We start from the raw sequence: 20,217 nt of genomic DNA, 5'->3' as shown, positions 1-20,217 counted from the left end.
TGCTGTATAAGATTGTCTCACTGTTTCGAGCCGCAGCTTTCTCTTATGCAAAGCGTATGAGGAAGATACTCTGTGGTTGAGGAAACGTTGCCGTCTTCCAGATGCTGCATCAGGGCTTTCGCACCGGTGTAACCAAGCGAATGGCGGGGTATCTTGATTGTGGTAAGAGGCGGCGTGAAGGCGCCGCTGACAGGATGGTCGTCGAAACCGACGAATGCGACATCCTCTGGGACCCTGATTCCCAGTTCCTTCGCGACCTGGATTGCTCCGAAAGCAAGTTCGTCACTTGCACAGAGGATCGCGTTGAGAGGCGCTTGTCTTGAACGCAATTGCTGCATTGCGGCACGACCGGCATCGATCGTGAATGTGGGGAGATGGATGACTTCCACCCTGTCTGCCAAACCCGCTTCAGTCATCGCATCGGTGTATCCTCTGGCGCGTGCGGAGAAGATCGGGCTATCGCTTGGACCGCTCAAATGAACGATCTCCGATTTGCCGAGCGAGAGGAGGTGCTGGGTCGCATCATATGCGGCCTGCCTGTCGTCGATCCCCACGAAGGCGACATCCGCGGTGTCGACAGGACGTGAAATAGCAATGATGCGGTGTCGATAGTGCGGAGACGCCGATATGCTTTCAGGAATTCGTCCCGTGAGGACGATAACACCATCTGCTGCTCCGGTGACGAGTTGCTCGGCGAGCGCGGTTTCGCGCTCGGCATTTCCCTTCGTGCTTCCGACGATAACACCGATGCCGTGTTCTTCCAGCGCATCCTCGATCCCCGAAATGATCTGAGGGTGCGAGAAGGCGGCGATGTTGGGCAGCATAACAAGGACCTGACCAGCCTTGCGCGATCTCAAGCGCCGGGCGTTGTGATTGGCAACGTAGCCATTGGCCTGCGCGATCTCGCGAATTCGCTTGCGGGTCTGTTCTGTAACTGCTTCAGAACCCGCCAATGCTCGGCTCACCGTGGAAGGATTGACGCCAGCCAGTCGCGCGATGTCGACGATCGTGATCGCCGCTGCGGGCCGTTCTTTTTGAGTTTCCATACCCTTCACGATGCTTCAGTCGCAGTCTTGGATTTAGGAACTCTCATTCGGTTTCCTCCTGTGGCTCATCCAGATAAGGCGCGATCACGAGTTGCGGTACAAGGAGGGAATATCTGGCTCTCTCTTCGGGATCGAGGCCTTCGTCGGTGATAATACGGGTGAGGCTCTCGATGGGAGCCGTGCGGTAAATCGTCCGGCTGCCAAACTTGCTGCTGTCGACGAGAAGCGTAGTCTCTGCAGCTGCTTCAATCATCGCCTTTTGAAGCTGAACCAGTTCCAGTGAAGTGTCGCTGACACATTCGGTGTCGACGGCCTGCGAGGAAAGGAAAAAGTGGTCGCAGCGGAGTTCGCGGACGAAGTTGATGCCGGTTTCTCCCAGTAGCGAATAGGCGCCGGGGCGACAGATGCCACCAGGCACAACAAGTTTGATGTGGGGTTTGTTGGCAAGAATAAAGGCGACGTGGACATCGTTGGTCACAACGGTCAGCGGTATCGTCAGGTCGGCAACAGCATAGGCAAACTGATGAAGTGTCGAGCGGGAATCGATCAGAATGCTTTGCTCGGGCTGCAATACCTTGGCGGCTGCAGCAGCAATGGCCCGTTTTTCTTCAACAGACGTCTGGCGAGCCTCTTCAACAAGCGGCTCATATGTTGTGTTGCGGCGAACACGCACGGCCCCGCCATGGGTTCGGCGAACAATGCCCTGTGTCGCCAGGTAGTCCAGGTCGCGCCGAATTGTGGAAATCGACGTGTTAAGGCGTTTGGCGAGTTCCTGGCTCGACGCCACCTGATTGGCCGCGAACCACTCCATGATTTTTTCACGCCGTTCCGCTGGCAGGAAATCGTCTACCGGGATGGGATTGGTATCGGCCAAAAGAAAGTCCTCGAATTTATCGGTTTCGGCGCATCTTACAGACAGGGTGAGAAAACTGAAAGCTGATGGCTCAACTCAAGGATGCTCTAAAGTACCGGCCAGCCTGTCTGGGACTGGCCGGTGCTTTTTTTAGAGGCTTACGTTGATATATTCGGAGCCGGCCGCACCGACACCCTTATATGCGGTCACTTCGATCTCGACGCGGAAATCAGGACCTCCAAGCGGAGGGCATGTAACTGTGCTGCATGGATCGATGCCACGGAATTTTTCACCGACATAGGCCATCACAGACGGGGCATCGTCCACGTTCGGGATGACGACCCGCGAGCGTACGACGTCAGCGAGTGTTGCTCCCACGGAGGCCAGCGCGCCTTCGATGTTGTGAAAGCACTGCTTTGCCTGTTCTACGGGATCAGTCGACATCTCACGGGTTTTATAATTGCGGCCAGCCGTATTTGAGACGAATACCCAATTGTCCACCGCCACGACGCGTGAGTAGCTTTCCTTCTCTTCGTAAAGGCTGCCCGACTTGACTTTCGTTACCTTGACCACGTTTGAATTCCTTCCATTTTCGAGTGGTGTTCGACAATCAGGCGGTCGCTGCCCGATGTGTTTCGTGTTGAGTTTGGTAGCCGTAGATACGTTCTGCAAAATCGGCTGTGATACGGCCTTCGCGCAGATCCCGTTCGATGCCGTCGACAGAACGGCCGGATGGCACGCCGTAGCCGCCACCGCCAGGGGTAACCAATTCGACGATTTGCCCTGCCTTGAGCTGCACGGTTCCTGGCAGGTTTTTCTGGCCATTTCCGAAATCGAACTTAGAGCCGGTCGCCTGCAAGCCGCCGTCGAGGCCCCAGGGATAAACGGCGATACGGCCACCTTCCACGCTGAAGCGGCAATCTGCCTCGATGCGGTAGACACGGCGAAGGCCCATACCGCCGCGCCAGGTGCCCGCACCGGCCGATCCGTTGACCAGTTCGTAGCGCAGCAGGGTGAGGGGATACTCCAGCTCCAGCGCTTCGACGGGCAGGTTGGAGGTGTTTGTCATGTGGACGTGTACGCCGCTCAGGCCATCTGCCGTCGGCCTTGCGCCAGCGCCGCCACCGATTGTTTCGAGGTAAACCCAGAGCGAGCCGTCTTCACGGGTGCCGGTGAAGAGGGCGCCGGTGCAGGCACCATTTCCTGCTGCAGTCACCTTGCCGGGCAAGGCTTTCGCAAGGGCACCTTGGACGAGATCGGCGACCCTTTGGCACGCCGCGATGCGGCCATCGACGGCAGCCGGATGTTTGCAGTTAAGCAGCGATCCATAGGGTGCTTCCACCGTGATCGGCCGAGACAGGCCGGCATTGGGCAGGATTGTTGGATCAATCACAGCTTTGACAGCGTAGTAGCAGGTCGCGAGCAGGGCGGTGTAGATCACGTTGAGGCCGGCAGCAACTTGGGGTGGCGCGTCGAAGGCCAGATGCATCGCGTCGCCCTTGACGGTGATGTCGACTTTAAACTCCATCACCGCGGCAAACTGATTGCTGTCGAAATAGTCGGTAAATGAGTAGGTCCCATCCGGAATGGCTGCGATACCGGCGCGCATCTTGCGCTCGGCATAATCTTGCAGCGCGTCGCCCGCGGCCAGAACCTTGTATGCACCGTATTTCGTGCAAAGGTCCTGCATACGGCGAACGCAGAGACGGTTCGCCGACATCTGCGCCCTGAGATCGGATAGGCGTTCGTGAGGAACCTGGCAGTTGAGAAGAAACAGGTCCTGAAGGTCCTTCTGCAAGACACCCTCGCGGTAGAGCCGCACCGGCGGAATGCGAATGCCTTCCTGGTAAATGTGAGCGTGACCACGATCGGCGAAATCGGCGTGGTGAGCGGTGTTGACGGCCCAACCCACCATGGTGTCCCCATGGAAGATCGGTTCGGCAAGAACAATGTCGGGCAGGTGAGTTGCGCCGCCCTCATAGGCATCGTTGCCGATGAAGACGTCGCCGGGCTTGATGTCATCGGCGGGATAACGCTTGTTGATGTGCGGAATGATGCCAATGAAGCTGCCGAGATGCATCGGGATGTGTTCAGCCTGGCAGAGGGTGTTGCCATTGCGGTCGAACAGGGCCGTCGAGCAGTCGCGTCGCTCTTTGATGTTGGTGGAGTAGCTGGCCCGGACCAGCGCCTCTCCCATTTCCTCAACGATCGAGGTCAGTGCACTGCCGATGACTTCGACGGTAATTGGGTCGATCTTGGTCATGCGCGCATCTCCAGAATGAGGTTGAGGTAAGGGTCGACCACGCCCTGCATATCCGGCAAGATTACAGTTGTGGTGTCCATCTGCTCGACGATCGCCGGACCGGCGATCCGGTTGCCTGGCTTGAGCTTTTCACGCGTGTAGACGGGGCAGGGCACGAAATCCCTGACTTCGTCCATATAGACATCGCGCGTGCCGATGATGGCGGCATCGCAGGCCGGGCCAGCATCCGGCTGCGGTGTGAACTGGGCCTTGTTGACGAGGCCAGCGGCTTCGAGGCGCAGGGTAACAATCTGAATAGCCTCGCCCTCGGCTATAAAGCCGAAGCGCTGCAGGTGCGCTTGCTCGAAACCCTTTACCAGCGCTTCAAGCGTGTCACTACCGACCGGTCCCGCAGGGACCTGGACCTGCAATTCATAGTTCTGGCCGACGTAGCGCATATCGGCCGTACGATTGATGACCTGCCGGTCGGCCTCGATTCCTTCCTGGCTGAACCAGGATGCTGCCTGCGTTTCCAGGCTGTTGAAGCCGCTGACCATGGGGTCGACGGCGCTTTCATCGACCTTCATCAAGCGCGACACCGCAAAGTCGGAACGCAGATCGGTGAGGAGGAGGCCAAGCGCGCAGAGCGTGCCTGGGGTGAGTGGTACGATGATACGGCTCATATCCAGCTCTTTGGCGAGGCGCGCAGCATGCAGTGGCCCTGCACCGCCAAACGCCATCAAAGCGTAATCGCGCGGGTCGTGGCCGCGTTGCACGCTGATCAGACGAATGGCCTTGGCCATATTGGCCGTTACGACGGAAATGATGCCCTGTGCGGTTTCCATCAGGCCAAGACCGAGCTGGTCAGCGAGGCGCTGGATTGCTTCGACAGCGAGATCGCGCCTGACTTTCATGCGTCCGCCGAGAATTTCGACCGGATTGAGGGTTTGCAAGACGATGTTGGCATCGGTCACCGTTGCTTCCGTGTTGCCGCGTCCGTAGCAGACGGGACCGGGATCGGCGCCTGCGGAGCGCGGGCCGACCTTGAGAAGACCACCGGAGTCAACGAAAGCGATTGAACCGCCGCCGGCACCGACCGTGTGAATATCGAGCATCGGTGCCTTGATGGGATATCCATGGACGTTGGCTTCTCCGGTCAGCTTGCAAATGCCGCCCTGAAGGAGTGCAACGTCGCTCGATGTGCCGCCGACATCAAAGGTGATGATGTTGTCGAAGCCGGCCATTTTGCCAACCGCCTGGGCCGCGACAACGCCGGTGCTTGGGCCCGACAGCACGGTGCGGACCGGAAGTTGCGCAGCCATGTCGAAGCCGATAACGCCGCCATTCGATTGCGTCAGTTGCGGCGCAACCGGTACACCGAGCTCAGTCAGTCTTTGCTTGAGACGGTCGATGTAACGCTGCATGACGGGGCCTAGGTAGGCATTCACGACGGTCGTCGACATGCGCTCATATTCGCGGAATTCCGGCGCAACGTCGTGGGATGCGCTGATGAAAACATCCGGCATCTCTTCGCGTATCATCTCGACCACGCGACGCTCATGCGCGGTATTCAGGAAGCCGTAAAGGAAGCAGATCGCGATTGCCTTGACATCGTCCTGTGCCAGTTCGCGAACGGCAGCACGCAGTTTTGCCTCATCGAGAGCAAGATCCTGGGAACCGTCGCTTTTCAGTCGTTCGGGAACCTCATGTCGGCGGTCGCGGCTGACCAGCGTCTCCGGTTTTTCCGCGTTCATATCATAGAGACTTGGCCGTTTCTGACGACCGATCTCAAGCAAATCGCGAAAACCGTCAGTGGTGATAAGCCCGGTCGCAACGCCTTTTAGTTCGATCAGGGCGTTGGTGGCGACCGTTGTGCCATGTCCTAGAAAAGCGATATTGCCGGCCGTGTTGCCAACGGTGGAAAGACCCTCTGCAACACCGTTTGCGATCCCGCGGGAAGGATCATCAGGGGTCGACGGCACCTTCCAGATGTCGAGCTTGCCAGTTGCCTCGTCGAAGAGGCAGACATCGGTGAAAGTACCACCAGAATCCACGCCAATTCTCAATGCCATTACGTTACCCTCTTTGGCCAAGGTTGTTCGAAAGCGGATCAGGCTGCCTTGGTCTTCTTGAAACGATCAAAGCGGAAAGGTGCGGGATCGACGCATGGGGTTGCGCCGGTCACCAAGTCTGCCATCAGACGCCCGGAGCCCGGCCCTATGCCGAAGCCGTGCCCGGAAAAGCCACTGGCAATATAGAAGCCAGGAATGTTGCCAGCCGGGCCGATGACCGGCACAGCATCCGGGGTGACGTCGATCAAGCCGCCCCAGCTTTGGGTGATGCGACTTCCCGCAAATGCGGGAAACGCCTTGATCAGGTGCTCTAGCCCCTCGCGATTGAAACGCTCGAAAGGGACCGGATCGAGAATGCGAACCTGTTCAAACGGCGATATGGCGTCCGCCGCCCAGGATCGCGGCGTTCTCCATTCTTCCAAAAAGCGGTTTCCAACCCGCAAAGTCAGTTCACGCCAGCTTTTGATCAGGGTGGGCACGAAATCGGTGAAAAGGCGGAAGCTGTCCGGAACGATCGGTGCAATGTTGGCATTGCGCATCGCGATCGAAAAACTCCCGTCGAGGCGGCGGCGGAACGAAAAATTGTCGGCTCCGACGGGAAGATCCGGGACGCCATCGACCGCTGTTGCACGGGCAACGGTGCCGAGGATCTTCAGTTGAGGAAAGTCGATCCCCATGTTGCCGGCAAACAACCGTGACCATGCACCCCCCGCAAGGATGACTGAGGAGCATGCGATTGGTCCACGTTCTGTCACGACACCGCTGACCCTGCCTGCCGCACGTTCGATCGAACGAACCGCACAGCCAGTCAGGATATGGGCGCCGGCGCGCATGGCGCCACGGGCTATGGCAGGCGCGGCCTTAAAAGGTTCGGCGCGTCCATCACTCGATGTATGCATCGCGGCTGTGAAACCTTCCGTCATGCCTGGCAGATGTTGACGGAGTTCAGCGCTGCGCAAAAGTTTGGAATCCAGCCCAAACTTTTGAGCATGGACCAGCCATGCTTCATATTCGGCCTCCTGGCGTGCATTCCTGCACAGGTAGACGATACCGGTCTGCCGAAACCCGGTTTCTTCCCCGATACGGCTATTCATACCCTTCCAGAGCGCTAAGCTTTTCATCGCAAGTGGAAGCTCTGCAGGATCGCGGCCCATCTGGCGAACCCAGCCCCAGTTGCGCCCGGATTGCTCGCCGGCGATCAGGCCTTTTTCACACAATGCAACGGAGACACCTCGCTCTGCGAGCTCAAGCGCCGTCGAAACGCCGACAATGCCGCCGCCTATGATAACGACATCGACTTTGTTTGGCAGGGACGTACTGGACAGAACGGCGTCCGGAATAATGCGGCTCATGGGTTCGACCTCGGCATCGTGTTCAAAGCATGTCTTCGAGGCGGCAGTTCACCAGCATCTCGGCCATGGCAGCAGTGTTGGGCAATTCGATTGCAGTGCGAACAAGCGACGCCAGTGTTTCCGGCTGAATCATCTCGTCTGGCGTGACCTTGTTCGTGTAAGCACTCATCTCCGTGCGTACGAAGCTTGGGCAGATGGCGGTTGCCCTGACACCCTTGTCCCACGCAACATGGCGGGTGGTGTGCGTCAGCCCCATGACCGCGAACTTCGTCATGTTGTATCCGACAAAGGCATTGCGAACCCGCTTTCCGGACATTGAGACAATGTTGATGATCCTGCCGGTGCCGGTCTTTTCCAGATGCGGCATGCACAGGCGTGTCATCCGCAAGGGAGCTTTGACGTTGACCGCAAACAACCTGTCGAGCGCCTCGTCATTGTCGTCCATAAGCGCGACGCGCTCACCCAGGCCCGCATTGTTGATGAGGGCGTCAATTCTTCCAAATCTTTCCACCGCGCCAGAAACCCATGCTTCCGCGCTCGCCGGATCATAGGCATCGAAGGAGGCGTAGTGGAATTGCTTGTTCTCGGGACCGAAGGCGGCCTCGAGGGCTGCGACACTTCGTGCGCCAAGGCTTAGTCGGTAGCCGTTTGCTGCAAGTTCTTGGGCGATTGCCAATCCAATGCCCCTGCCAGCGCCGGTGACAAGCGCCACCCGGCCGGAATTTCCAGCGGTCATTATCGTTCCCTCCAGCCTGGCCAGTGGCCATGCATTCGTTTGCATGAACGGTATGCGCGGTTTTTCGATCTGGCAAGATGCTTTTTGGGAGAAATTCTGAAAAAGCTGCAAGAACTCCCAGAAACGAAAAGAAACGCCAAAAATGCAAACGTATGCTTGACGCAGTTTGAAGCTTTGTGCCTAATGTTAAAAAATAAGCTCCATAAGTGAGCAAAAAACGGGAACCTGCTCCTGTCTGTCAGGAGCGCATCGCAGATTGGATCGCGGTATGCCGGGCAGGGAAATTCTGAAAATAAACAATCTTTCCGTTGCGTTCAGATCCGGGTCTGAATTGCGCCCGGCGGTGAAGGGTGTTTCCCTTTCATTGGTTTCTGGGGAAATACTCGGCCTCGTCGGCGAAAGTGGCAGCGGGAAGACGATCATGTCGCTGGCTGCGATGGGCCTCTTGCCCCGCAATGCCGTCGTGACGAGCGGCCGCGTCGAATTTGCCGGTGTGGACCTTCTAACCGTTCGGGCAGACGTGCTGCGAAAGCTTCGCGGAAAGCGGATCTCAATGATCTTCCAAGATCCGATGGCATCGCTTGATCCCGTCTTCACCTGCGGGCAGCAAATTGTTGAGGCGATCCTGCTGCATGAAAATGTATCGCGTCGTGAAGCTGGAAAGCTCGCACTGCAGCTTCTGGAAAAGGTCGGCATACACGACCCGGCGCGCTGCATGCGTTCCTATCCGCATGAACTGTCCGGTGGTCAGTGTCAGCGTGTGATGATTGCCATGGCGGTCGCCTGCAAACCGGAAGTCATCATTGCCGACGAGCCGACGACCGCACTTGATGTAACGGTGCAGAAACAGGTTCTGACGTTGCTGCGCGGCCTCAATCGCGAAATCGGCGCTGCGGTGCTGCTTATCACCCATGACCTTGGCGTGATCTATGAGGTCGCAGACCGCGTCGCCGTCATTTATCACGGCGACCTGATGGAAGAGGCGGCCACCGCCGATCTTTTTGCCGATCCTAAGAACGATTACACCAAGGCACTGATCGCCTCGATGCCGTCAATGTCGGTGCCCAAGACCCAGCTTCCGATCATCGTGCGTGGCCACGACGGTATCATTACCAGCAGTGTTGCCAAAACACCGGCCAGACCGCGCGCATCCGCGGATACATCACTCACCCCATTGCTGGAAATTCGCGACCTGACGAAAACCTATTGGGTCCGGGAAAGCGCACTTGCCACGCCCCAGGCATTCCGTGCGGTCGACAAGGTCAGCCTCTCGATCGCGCCCCGTTCGACACTTGGTCTTGTCGGGGAATCCGGGTGTGGCAAATCGACCCTTTCGCGACTGGTAATGCGGTTGATCGAACCGGATAGCGGTTCGATCAATTTCGACGGTCGTGATCTTGTTTCGTTGGATCGCGGCGTGATGCGGTCCGCGTGCCGCGACATCGCCCTTGTTTTCCAGAACCCCTACGGTTCCCTCAATCCGCGGCAAACCGTTCTGGACCTCGTGGCCGCGCCGATCGACATCCATCAGGGCGGTCGTGATCGTGTTGCGAGTGTCGCCAAATTAATTGATGCGGTTGGCTTGCCTCGGAATGCGATCGGTCGTTTCCCGCACGAGTTTTCGGGTGGTCAGCGTCAGCGTATCGTGATTGCCCGTGCGCTGGCGCTCAATCCGCGGCTTTTGATATGTGACGAGGCGGTCTCTGCACTGGATGTTTCCGTTCAGGCTCAGGTCCTGAACCTTTTGCAGGATCTGCAGCACGAGTTCGACCTGACTTATCTGTTCATCTCTCATGACATGTCGGTCGTCCGTCACGTCAGCGACACGATTGCAGTCATGCAAAAGGGCAAGATCGTCGAAACAGGCCTTGCGCGTGACGTCTTCGACAACCCGAAGGCGGATTATACGCGGACACTCCTCAGCGCGGTGCCGAAAATCGGCCAGGCGCAATCCAAACTCATGGAGGCCTGACGATGCAAGCGTTCACTTCCTTCATCATCGTCCTCGGCTCACGGCTGGTAACGGCCCTCATTCAGCTTTGGGTGATCGCAACGCTGGTATTTTCGATCATGTATATCATGCCTGGCGATCCGGTCCTGTTGCTGCTTGGTCCAGAAAGTAACCCATCGCCGGAAACGGTTGCTGCGATGCGCCAGCAGCTTGGCCTCGACCAGCCTGTCTTGTCGCAATATGTCAAATGGCTGGGAGGGGCCGCGACCGGTGATCTCGGCAACTCGCTCGATGGCTATCCTGTCATCGAATACGTTGCAGCCAGCCTGCCAAAAACGATGGAACTGGCCGTTGCTGCGATTGTGATTGCGGCACTTATCGGTGTTCCTGTCGGCATTGCCGCCGCCTTGCGCCGCGGAAGTTTTCTCGATGGTCTTCTGACATCTCTGTCGACACTCGGCATCTCCGTACCGGTCTACATCCTTGGTTCACTCCTGATCCTGTTGCTCAGCCTGAACCTCGGCTGGCTGCCGTCGAGTGGATACACAGACATTTCCCGCAACGCATTCCTGCATTTCCAGAAGCTCGTGTTACCGGCCTTGACGCTTGGCCTCGGACTGGCCGCGTCGATTGCCCGGATGACCAGGTCTTCGATGCTCGAAATACTCGGTCGTGACTTTGTTCGTTCGTTGCGTGCACGCGGCATGCGTGAGCGTAGAGTGATCTGGCTCCATGTTCTACGAAACGCGGCAATCCCGATCGTCACCATCGTTGGCCTGCAACTCGGCAACTTGATGGGCGGAACGGTTCTCGTCGAGGCTCTCTTCAACTGGCCAGGTCTCAGCACGCTTCTGGTTACGGCGGTATCGAACAGAAATTATCCGCTTGTGCAGGGCAGCATCCTGATGATCGCCGCTCTCTTCATTCTCATCAACCTGTGCGTCGACCTTCTCTATAGCCTGCTCGACCCACGTATTCGTCGGAAGCGCGCATGATGACGTCTCTTCTTTTTCGCCGTCCGCTCGTTCTTGCAAGCCTGCTCGTCATCCTCGCGGTTCTCGCAGTCGCGCTGGTCGGGCCGGCGATCGCGCCGCATGATCCGCTGCTGATCAATCAGAACGCCGTGAACCAGACGAGTTCCGTTGCATATCTGCTAGGAACAGACGAATTCGGTCGTGACATCCTCTCCCGTCTTCTCGTCGGCATCCGACCGACCATCCTCGTTGCGGTCGTCTCGACGGTGATTGCGGCCATCGGCGGCACGGCATTTGGCATCATCGGTGCCTACAGCCGTCCTGTGCCCGCATTTTTCGTCATGCGCGCCGTCGACATCATGCTGAGCTTCCCGGCAATCCTTCTGGCGCTTCTGGCTGTCGGTTTCTGGCGCAGCGGTGTCGTCAGTCTCAGTGTCGTTATCGGCATCATTTTCATCCCGCAATTTGCCCGCGTCGCACAGTCCGCCACATTGCAGGTCATTCGTCAGGAATTCATCGAGGCAGAACATGCCATGGGCGCAAGTTATCTGCGCGTCGTGTTCAAGGCGATCTTGCCAAACATCCTTTCACCGCTGGTGGTTCAGGGAACGCTGACGATTGCCGCCGCAATCCTTCTGGAATCTGGATTGAGTTTCCTGGGGCTCGGCATCGTTCCGCCGGAACCGTCCTGGGGGCAGATGATCGGAACGGCACGTGGCTATCTCAGTCAGAACCCGATGTATGTCGTATGGCCTTCGGTCTGCCTCGCCTTCACGGTTCTTGCCATCAACATTCTCGGTGACGCGCTGCGCGATCACCTGGACCCCAGACTTCGCGAAAACTGATAAACAACAACGAAAGGGAACAATTATGCAGAGATTTCTCCGTCTGGCTTTGGCCAGCAGTTTCCTGAGCTTAGCTGCCACGGCGGCTTTGGCTGATGGCACACTGTATTTCGGGTTATCCGGCGAGCCGTCGACGCTCGATACCGTGGTCCAGCCTGGGACGTCCGGACGCACAGTGAAGCTCGCCATTCATCGTGGGCTCGTCAATTACGGTATCGATGGCAAGATTTCGCCAGAACTCGCCGAAAGCTACGACGTCAGTCCCGATGCGAAGGAGTTCACCTTCCACCTGCGCGCTGCCAAGTTCCACGACGGAACGGATGTTACCGCCGCCGATGTGAAAGCATCGCTGGAGCACATGCTTGATCCTGCCGGCAAGGCTGCCTTCCGCAACGAGCTTTCTATCATTTCGAAGATTGAGACGCCGGATCAGAAGACCGTAAAGCTCACGCTATCCAAGCCGTCGGTCGCCCTCGTTGATTATCTTGCGTTGCCGGAATCGGTCATCGTCCCTGCCGCATGGCTCGCGAAAAACGCAAACAACCCGACTGCGACGCCGGTTGGTGCCGGACCATTCAAGTTTGGAAGCTGGACCCGTGGACGCGAAATCGTTGTCGAGAAATTCGATGACTACTACAAGCAGGGCAAGCCTGATCTCGATGAAGTGCACTATGTCTTCTATAGTGATGAAAACACCCGCGTAAACGCGCTGAAGTCTGGCGATGTCGATATTATCGACTACGTACCTGCCAAGGATGCCGCCGACCTGGAAAAAGGTCCGGAGACAGAACTTCTCAGAAATACCGGTCCATTCATGGGGCTGCAATTCAACACCAAGTTCGAGCCGTTTTCGAAGCCAGAGGTCAGACAGGCCATTGCCTATGCCGTGGATCGAAGCGTCATCATCAATACGGCGTTCAATGGTCTGGGAAGCCCGATTTATGGCATTGCCATTCCGAAGGGATACATGGGGTATTCCGACGCCAAGGCGAACTACTTCAAACATGATGTCGCCAAGGCGAAAGAGCTTTTGACGAAGGCGGGCTATCCAGACGGTTTCGAGGTTCGTCTGCTTGCATCGTCGCAATATAGCTTCCACCAGAATACCGCAGTCGCAATCCAGTCTGAACTCGCCAAAATTGGCATCAAGGTGACGCTTGATCTTCCTGATTGGGCCAGCCGCATGGCGAAGGCGACCTCCGCAGACTATGATTTTACAGTGCTGGGAAGCCTGGGTGAAATCACAGACGCTGATTGGCTGAGCAACTACTATTACGGTGGCGACAAGCTCGTGCGAACCAACAATTCCCCTTATTTCAACGATCAGCAAATCAATGAGCTGTTGGATACGGGACGCGCAACGGTCGACAAGGCCGAGCGGGAAAAGATCTACGACAAATTCGTCGATCGCGCGTTGGAGTTGTCACCGCTGGTTTATTTCATGTGGCGCGAGCAGAACTACGCCATCAAAAAAGGTGTGACTGGCTTTACCAACATGCCGGGCTTCCTGACCTTCCAGTCGGGCCTGAGCATCGAGAACACCAAGGTCGAATAAGCGCCAGACCTGCCGGGCATAGCGATATGCGTGCCCGGCAGTTGTCTCCTGAGACACATTGTACTTTCTTTTTCCTGCAATCGCCCCCTGGCGACAGTCGCGCCCTTTCCTCGCCGGCGTCTGAGTTGACGACGCCTTGCTCCACGCTCTCGAAGACCCCCACAACTAGTTTTCAGGGCGGCAAATCAATTGGGGTCAGGTCATGTTGCGTTAATCATCTATGGCTAATTAAGCGATCGCGAAGCCATGAAGGCTCCAACCTCCCTCAAAAAATCTGCATACTTCCGGAGCAACCATGAACATTCGTGGCAAGATCTATTCGATCGTCGCGGTGATGGCGCTGACTGCGCTCACCATCGGCACCATCAGTTTTTACACCCTCAGCGTTTACGACGCCCGGGTTGATCGGCTTGAAAATTCAGCCAATCGTGCGCTGAACGGCGAAGCGCTCAACAAGCTTGTCACGGCGGTCGTCATGGACCTTCGCGGCACGTATGCCGCAACCTCAGTCGAAGAGGCAAAGCCGTTTGCGGATGGTGCGCTCGCATCGCTGGCCAAGATGAACACGCTGCTTGATGCCTGGGAGCCTCTGGTTCCTGAAGAGCAGAAAAAGGACTTTTCGGAGCTGCGTGAGAAAGCGACGGCATTTACCCGCTTCCGGACAGAGACGGCACGCATCGCCGTAACTGAGGGGCCAGCGGCCTCGAACATTCACGGCAACACCGAAGAAAATCGCGCCAACAGAAAGCATTATCAGAAAGAAATCGACGACGTCGTTAATCAGAACCAGGCGAAGCTTGCTGAAATCAGTTCCGACCTCCAGGCGTTTCAGTCCAGCGTACTGGTCATTATGGCCGCCGTCACAATCATCGGGCTTGCTGGCGGCGGAGCGATCGCGTTCTACATCGCCACGCATCAGATCAGCAATCCTATAAGAACTGTAACAAGCGTCATGAAGACTTTGGCCGCTGGCGACTTCCGCGCGGACGTACCGTTTTTGCAGCGCTCAGACGAAATCGGTGAAATGGCAGCGGCAGTCGAGGTCTTCAAGCAGAACGGCCTTGAGGTGCAGCGCATGAACGCCCAGGAAGCGGCGATGCGACAGAAGAGCGACAGCCTGCAGCAGGGGATGGCTGTGGTCGTGACCTCTGCTGCAGCCGGCGATTTTTCAAGAAGAGTGGGAACAAGCTATGGTGATGACGCTCTTGACCAGTTTGCCGCCAATATCAACACACTCGTGCAGTCGGTTGAAACCGGCGTAGACGAGACCAACCGGGTCGTTCGCCTCCTGGCTGACGGTGATCTCACCCAGACGATGACGGGCGAGTTCAAGGGCGTGTTCCAGCAGCTTCAGCAAAACGTCAACAACACGATTGCGAGCCTTCAGGAAACCGTGGGCGAAATTCGCACCGCAAGTGATACGTTGAACGCGAACAGCGAAGAGCTTCGTACGTCTTCGGATAGCCTTTCCAAGCGAACCGAGCAGCAGGCCGCGGCGCTTGAAGAATCTTCCGCAGCTCTAGACGAAATCACGACAGTGGTGCGGCAATCGACCGATCGTGCTCACGAAGCAACCAGGATTGTGTCGGAAGCCAAGGACCGCGCCGGGAAGTCCTCGGATGTCGTTGGTCGTGCCATCACCGCCATGGCGGAAATCAAGCATGCCTCCGACGAAATTGCTCAGATCACCAATGTTATCGATGAAATTGCCTTTCAGACCAACCTCCTTGCCTTGAATGCCGGTGTTGAAGCCGCTCGTGCGGGTGAGGCCGGTAAAGGGTTTGCGGTTGTCGCCCAGGAAGTACGGGAACTGGCGCAGCGTTCGGCCGTGGCAGCCAAGGATATCAAGGTTCTGATCAGCCGCTCCGCCACCAGCGTTCAGTCTGGTGTCACGCTTGTTGAGGACACCGGCGGCGCTTTGACCGAAATCATTGACTACGTTGCCCAGATCAATGATCGCATCCACTCTATTGCGACAGCATCGCAGGAACAGGCGACTGCACTTGCCGAGGTGAACACGGCCGTCAACCAGATGGACCAGGTCACGCAGCAGAATGCAGCCATGGTTGAGGAGACCTCGGCCTCCACGCACAAGCTTTCGGCAGAAGCGGCTGGCCTCTCGCAGCTTGTCGGCCGGTTCAAAGTCGCCAACCAGGCACGTCCGGCACCAGTGGTGGTCGTCTCGCAGCAACGTCAGCCCAAGCCCCGCTATGCCATGACGTCAGGTGCCAATGCACTCGACATGAGTGAATGGCAGGAATTCTGAGGTAATTACTCTTATCATCACGGCAACCACGAGGCCGCGTAAGCGCCTCGTGGTTTTCTATCAGGTATAGAGCGTTTGGCGTGAGCGAAACGGCTTTATTGCCGAGTGAGTGTAGTTCCCGATAAAGTCAGGCGAAACACACATGGCTTGCGACCGGGACATCCATGACCCTGATACTGACCGATATCACCAAATCCTATTTAACGGCGGAAGGTCCGACGCAGATATTGCGTGGTGTTGATCTTCGCCTGAATTCGGCCGAAAGCCTTGCACTGACCGGCGAGTCCGGCAGTGGCAAAAGCACTTTGCTCCATCTTGTCGGAGGCCTCGACAAACCCGATGGCGGCACGATTGTTGTGAATGGGCGTGAGATCGCCCACTTGGATGATACCGGCCGTGCCAATTATCGCCGCGTTGATGTCGGCGTCGTCTTCCAGCAATTCAATCTGATCCCAAGCCTCAACGTTGCCGCGAATGTCTCTTTCCATGCCAAGCTTGCCGGTCGTTTTGATCCCGCCTGGGAACGTGAACTGGTTCAGGCGCTCGGCATTGACCCGTTCCTGAAACGTTATCCGGAACAGCTTTCCGGTGGTCAGCAACAGCGGGTCGCGATTGCCCGCACACTCGCGGCAAGACCTGCGCTGGTACTCGCTGACGAACCGACCGGTAATCTTGACGAAGTGACGGCTGATATCGTTATCGACGTCATGCTTGACCTCACCAAGAACGCTGGAATGGCGCTTCTTCTTGTTACACATTCGAGCCGCGTGGCCGACAAGCTCGATCGCCGCGTCCTGCTGCATGGCGGAAAGGTGGTGGCATGAGTTGGCCCGCCTTCCGGGCGCTCCTTTCGCATTGGCGCTATCGGCCCCTTCAGTTCGTAACGCTAATTCTTGGTGTGGCACTGGCGACGGCGCTCTGGTCCGGGGTGCAGGCGATCAACGCTGAGGCGCGGGCAAGTTATGGGCGGGCAGCATCGGTTCTGGAACAGAATGACTTTGTTCAACTGGTGGACAGGGACGGCAGAGGTATCCCGACAGGCGTCTATTCAAGGCTTAGAAGAGCTGGCTGGAACGTTTCGCCTGTTATCGATGGTGATCGTAGGTTCGGGCAGGTTCGTATCCGGCTGATCGGTATCGATCCGCTGAGTATGCCGGCAAGTGGAGGAGGAGGTGGTTTTCGTGTCACCGGCACCTCTGATCTCGTTGCCTTCGTCGGAGAGCCGGGGCAACTGATCGTTTCCGCCGCAACCGCCAACCGACTCAAAGATGTCGGTGGTCTGTCCATTAAGACAGCCACGGATCTTCCCGACGACGCGGCCTTCGTCGACATCGGTGTTGCCGATCGACTGCTCAACCGGGGCGGTGCGTTAAGCAGGATTGTTGTTGCACCGATACAAAGACCTGGTCTCACCTCGCTCGAAACGCTCGCACCGGAACTGTCGATACGTGCCGCAGGCGAACGCCCCGACGTCTCCAGTCTGACTGACAGTTTTCATCTCAATCTGACCGCATTCGGCTTTCTGGCTTTTGTTGTCGGTCTCTTCATCGTCTATTCGGCGACGGGACTGTCTTTCGAACAGCGGCGCGGCACGTTCCGTACGCTCCGGTCGGCCGGCGTTTCTCTCCGTGCGCTGACGGCCATGCTGGTTCTCGAGATCGCGGCTTTTGCGCTTCTGTCCGGTCTGATCGGTGTGATCATCGGCTATTTTGTCGCCTCGGCATTGCTGCCGGGTGTTTCTGCTACGTTACGCGGGCTTTATGGCGCGAGTGTTCCGGGTGCCTTGTCCTTGAGACCGGAATGGTGGGCGGCCGGGCTGGCAATGGCGCTTTTCGGCACGGCACTTTCTTCCGTTCAGAGCTTGTGGCGGGTCTGGTCGATGCCAATCCTGGCGTCTGCGCAGCAAAGAGCCTGGGCAAGGGCTTCGACACGGAGCCTCACGATTCAAGCGGTGAGCGGCTTGATGCTCCTGCTCGTATCGGCGGTATTGGCTCTTGTCGGGCACGGTCTCTACTTGGGCTTTGTAATCCTTGGCAGCCTTCTTCTGGGTGCGGCTCTGATCCTGCCAGCTGGCCTGGCATTCTGCATGGGTATTGCCCAGCGGATGTCACGGTCTGTACTGGTCGAATGGTTCTGGGCTGACACCCGCCAGCAGCTTCCAGGCCTGTCACTGGCGTTAATGGCTCTCTTGCTTGCACTCTCTGCCAACATTGGAGTTGGAACGATGGTCTCGAGTTTTCGCCAGACGTTTCTCGGTTGGCTTGATCAGCGGCTTGCTGCGGAAGTGTATGTGACTGCGCGTGATGAGCGCGAGGCTGCGCGCCTCAGGCAATGGCTTCCGAGCCATGTCAGTGCGGTTCTTCCCATTTGGAGTATTGAGGCAGACGTTGCCGGCCGCCATATGCAGATAGCAGGTGTCGCCGATGATCCGACCTATCGCGACAACTGGCCGATCATTGTCAGTCTGCCAGATGCCTGGGATGATGTCGCCGATGGAAAAGGCGCACTGGTAAATGAGCAACTCTGGCGCGCTGGCAGGGCGATACTTGGACAGGAGATCGAGCTTCCCGGAGGTTGGCGTACAAAGGTGGTGGGGGTCTTTTCCGATTACGGCAACCCAAACGGTCAGGTGATGGTGGGATTGGATGCTCTCGTACGTCATTACCCCACCGTTGCGAAGTTGCGCTATGGTTTGCGAATGGCGCCGGAGACCGTCGCGGAATTCAGACGCCGTCTGGTTGCGGACTTCGGTCTGCCCGAGGCCAATATCGTTGATCAGGTTTCCCTGAAGCGGCAATCGACCGCAATCTTCGAGCAGACCTTTGCCGTGACAGGCGCTCTCAATGTCCTCACCCTCGCGGTTGCAGGCTTTGCGATGTTTTCGAGCCTTTTGACCTTGTCATCTCTCCGGCTGCCACAGCTTGCCCCAGTCTGGGCGATGGGGCTTAGACGTCGCGACCTGGCTTTTCTTGAGGTCGCCCGGACGCTTGCCCTGTGGTTTGCCACGTTTGTTGCCGCCGTCCCGGTGGGGCTTGCTCTTGCCTGGGTGCTGCTGTCCGTCGTCAATGTCGAGGCGTTCGGCTGGCGTCTGCCGTTGATCCTGTTTCCGATGGACTGGTTGTGGCTCGGCATGATCGCTCTGGTCGCCGCCATCCTGTCCGTGCTGCTGCCCGTACGCCGATTGGCAACAACCGATCCGGCGGATCTTTTAAGGGTGTTTGCCAATGAGCGTTAGATCGAAGTTCTTGGCGTTGGTCGCATTCGCCGTGCTGGCGTTTTTCCCGGTCATGACATTTGCACAGGGCTTTGCGGGTCTGGGTTCGAATGCCGAGGGCTTTTCAGTTCCGCAGCGCGGTGTCCAGCTCACGTTCCCGCGTGATCATGGACCTCATTCCGACTACAGGATCGAGTGGTGGTACCTGACAGCCAATCTCGAGACCGTCGCTGGAGAGAGGCTTGGCGCGCAATGGACTTTGTTTCGATCGGGCCTAGCTTCAGGTGAAAGGCCAGGATGGTCAGATCCGCAAATATGGATCGGTCATGCGGCGGTCACGACAGCCAGCCGCCACCACGTTGCGGAACGGTTGGGGCGGGGTGGCGTAGGGCAGGCAGGCGTTGTCGTTGCACCTTTCGAGGCATGGATCGACGACTGGAATATGATGGCCACGGGTGCGGGCAGCGATCAGCTCGATCAAATCACACTCAGCGCAACTGGGCAGGATTTCGAGTATCGTTTCGAGCTCAAGGCAAAGGGGCCGCTGGTCCTTCAGGGAGATCGCGGCTATTCCGTGAAATCGCTGGCTGGACAGGCGAGCTATTATTATTCGCAGCCCTTCTACGAGGTCAGCGGAACTGTTGTGCTCGATGGGCGATCTGTCGATGTCAAAGGTGAGGCATGGCTGGATAGGGAATGGTCGTCTCAGCCGCTTGCGGCAGATCAGACAGGCTGGGACTGGTTTTCATTGCACCTTGCAACAGGCGAAAAGGTCATGGCCTTCCGGCTGCGCGACAGCGGCGCAGGTTACACGTCGGCAAACTGGATTTCAGCCGACGGAAAAGTGTCGCCAATTCCGTCTGAGGATATTTCGTTCGATCCGCTTAGGTCCGCAGATGTCAACGGCAAGCAGATCCCGGTCGAGTGGCGCGTCAGAATACCTAGTCGAGGGTTCGACATCACAACGAAAGCCCTGAACGACAAATCCTGGATGAGTACGACCACGCCATACTGGGAGGGGCCCATCCAGTTTCAGGGTAGTGTTTCCGGACAGGGGTACCTTGAGATGACGGGCTACTGACCAGAAAGATCCGCACGCGTCCTAACCTGA

At 57.5% G+C, this 20,217-nt stretch carries 15 protein-coding genes; 8 read left to right on the top strand and 7 right to left on the bottom strand.

The genetic code is table 11. The features are described from left to right. Positions 1 to 17: 17 nt before the first annotated feature. The 7 genes from FY156_19675 to FY156_19645 form a co-directional block, all read right to left on the bottom strand. Positions 18 to 1,046, bottom strand: a complete 1,029-nt coding sequence (locus FY156_19675) for a LacI family transcriptional regulator (protein UXS03769.1) — start codon at positions 1,044 to 1,046, stop codon at positions 18 to 20. Positions 1,047 to 1,089: 43 nt separating this feature from the next. Beyond that, positions 1,090 to 1,857, bottom strand: coding sequence for a DeoR/GlpR transcriptional regulator (locus FY156_19670; protein ID UXS05157.1), 768 nt, complete (start codon positions 1,855 to 1,857; stop codon positions 1,090 to 1,092). A 192-nt stretch (positions 1,858 to 2,049) separates the two neighbouring features. After that, entirely contained in the window at positions 2,050 to 2,472 is a 423-nt protein-coding gene (locus FY156_19665) for a RidA family protein (protein ID UXS03768.1), read from the bottom strand. Between the two features lie 37 nt (positions 2,473 to 2,509). Beyond that, positions 2,510 to 4,162, bottom strand: coding sequence for a hydantoinase B/oxoprolinase family protein (locus FY156_19660; GenBank protein ID UXS03767.1), 1,653 nt, complete (start codon positions 4,160 to 4,162; stop codon positions 2,510 to 2,512). Continuing rightward, positions 4,159 to 6,213, bottom strand: coding sequence for a hydantoinase/oxoprolinase family protein (locus FY156_19655; protein UXS03766.1), 2,055 nt, complete (start codon positions 6,211 to 6,213; stop codon positions 4,159 to 4,161). The genes FY156_19660 and FY156_19655 overlap by 4 nt, the downstream gene beginning before the upstream one ends. 38 nt (positions 6,214 to 6,251) lie before the next feature. After that, positions 6,252 to 7,565 (bottom strand): FAD-binding oxidoreductase, encoded by a 1,314-nt coding sequence (locus tag FY156_19650; GenBank protein ID UXS03765.1) that lies wholly within the window; start codon positions 7,563 to 7,565, stop codon positions 6,252 to 6,254. 22 nt (positions 7,566 to 7,587) lie between these two features. Further along, on the bottom strand, positions 7,588 to 8,301 hold the full coding sequence (locus tag FY156_19645) for an SDR family NAD(P)-dependent oxidoreductase (protein UXS03764.1): 714 nt from the start codon (positions 8,299 to 8,301) through the stop codon (positions 7,588 to 7,590). 235 nt (positions 8,302 to 8,536) lie between these two features. On the opposite strand from FY156_19645, the gene FY156_19640 reads away from it, so the two are divergent. The 8 genes from FY156_19640 (at position 8,537) to FY156_19605 (ending at position 20,187) form a co-directional block, all read left to right on the top strand. Beyond that, positions 8,537 to 10,273 carry an ABC transporter ATP-binding protein gene (locus tag FY156_19640; GenBank protein UXS05156.1) on the top strand — a complete coding sequence of 579 codons (1,737 nt, stop codon included), beginning with the start codon at positions 8,537 to 8,539 and terminating at the stop codon, positions 10,271 to 10,273. A gap of 2 nt (positions 10,274 to 10,275) precedes the next feature. Beyond that, the gene (locus FY156_19635; protein UXS03763.1) at positions 10,276 to 11,247 is read left to right on the top strand and encodes an ABC transporter permease; all 972 of its coding nucleotides are present in this window, start codon (positions 10,276 to 10,278) and stop codon (positions 11,245 to 11,247) included. Beyond that, positions 11,244 to 12,071: an ABC transporter permease gene (locus FY156_19630; GenBank protein ID UXS03762.1), complete on the top strand. Its 828-nt coding sequence runs from the start codon at positions 11,244 to 11,246 to the stop codon at positions 12,069 to 12,071. The genes FY156_19635 and FY156_19630 overlap by 4 nt, the downstream gene beginning before the upstream one ends. Positions 12,072 to 12,096: 25 nt before the next feature. After that, on the top strand, positions 12,097 to 13,626 hold the full coding sequence (locus FY156_19625; protein UXS03761.1) for a peptide ABC transporter substrate-binding protein: 1,530 nt from the start codon (positions 12,097 to 12,099) through the stop codon (positions 13,624 to 13,626). A gap of 295 nt (positions 13,627 to 13,921) precedes the next feature. Further along, positions 13,922 to 15,892 (top strand): HAMP domain-containing protein, encoded by a 1,971-nt coding sequence (locus FY156_19620; protein ID UXS03760.1) that lies wholly within the window; start codon positions 13,922 to 13,924, stop codon positions 15,890 to 15,892. Between the two features lie 164 nt (positions 15,893 to 16,056). Continuing rightward, positions 16,057 to 16,716 carry an ABC transporter ATP-binding protein gene (locus FY156_19615; protein UXS03759.1) on the top strand — a complete coding sequence of 220 codons (660 nt, stop codon included), beginning with the start codon at positions 16,057 to 16,059 and terminating at the stop codon, positions 16,714 to 16,716. Next, entirely contained in the window at positions 16,713 to 19,127 is a 2,415-nt protein-coding gene (locus FY156_19610; protein UXS03758.1) for an ABC transporter permease, read from the top strand. The genes FY156_19615 and FY156_19610 overlap by 4 nt, the downstream gene beginning before the upstream one ends. Next, complete coding sequence (locus FY156_19605; protein ID UXS03757.1) at positions 19,117 to 20,187, top strand: iron ABC transporter permease; 1,071 nt, start codon at positions 19,117 to 19,119, stop codon at positions 20,185 to 20,187. Before FY156_19610 ends, FY156_19605 begins: the two co-directional genes overlap by 11 nt. Positions 20,188 to 20,217: the final 30 nt, after the last annotated feature.

Origin of the sequence: Agrobacterium tumefaciens (assembly GCA_025559845.1) — a bacterium.
Classification (GTDB): Bacteria; Pseudomonadota; Alphaproteobacteria; order Rhizobiales; family Rhizobiaceae; genus Agrobacterium.
The sequence above is the reverse complement of the archived record's forward strand: the minus strand, read 5'-3'. Positions and strand labels throughout refer to the sequence as shown.